The sequence below is a fragment of the Streptomyces durhamensis genome, assembly GCF_000725475.1.
In the GTDB taxonomy this organism is placed as follows: domain Bacteria; phylum Actinomycetota; class Actinomycetes; order Streptomycetales; family Streptomycetaceae; genus Streptomyces; species Streptomyces filipinensis.
Window position 1 is genome coordinate 1 of sequence record NZ_JNXR01000162.1, and the last position, 325, is coordinate 325.

A 325-nucleotide genomic window follows, 5' to 3' on the forward strand; every position below is an offset into this window, starting at 1 on the left:
GACCATATCCACCGCGTTTCGGCAGGCACTTGCCAGTGCGAAGGAAGAAGTCGACCATTGGCAGATGAGCGACGAGACGGTTGACGACGACTGGCTGCGGAGGGAGCGCAACGAGACTCCCACGCAGCGTCTCGACCGCAACTGGGCGAGTCTGCTGCAGGAGCTCCGGGTGGTGCAGACCGGAGTTCAGCTGCTGACCGGATTCCTGCTCACGGTGCCGTTCCAGGACCGCTTCTACGAGCAGGATGGTCTGTTCCAGAACGTTTACCTCGTGACGGTGACCGCTTCGGTCGGCGCAACGGTGTTGCTGCTCGCACCGGTGGCC

At 63.1% G+C, this 325-nt stretch carries 1 protein-coding gene; it reads left to right on the forward strand.

What is annotated here, in order from left to right; all coding sequences use genetic code 11:
* Window positions 1-64 precede the first annotated feature (64 nt).
* The coding region (locus IO33_RS0142230; protein WP_031174366.1) for a DUF6328 family protein at window positions 65-325 on the forward strand (261 nt) is incomplete at its 3' end.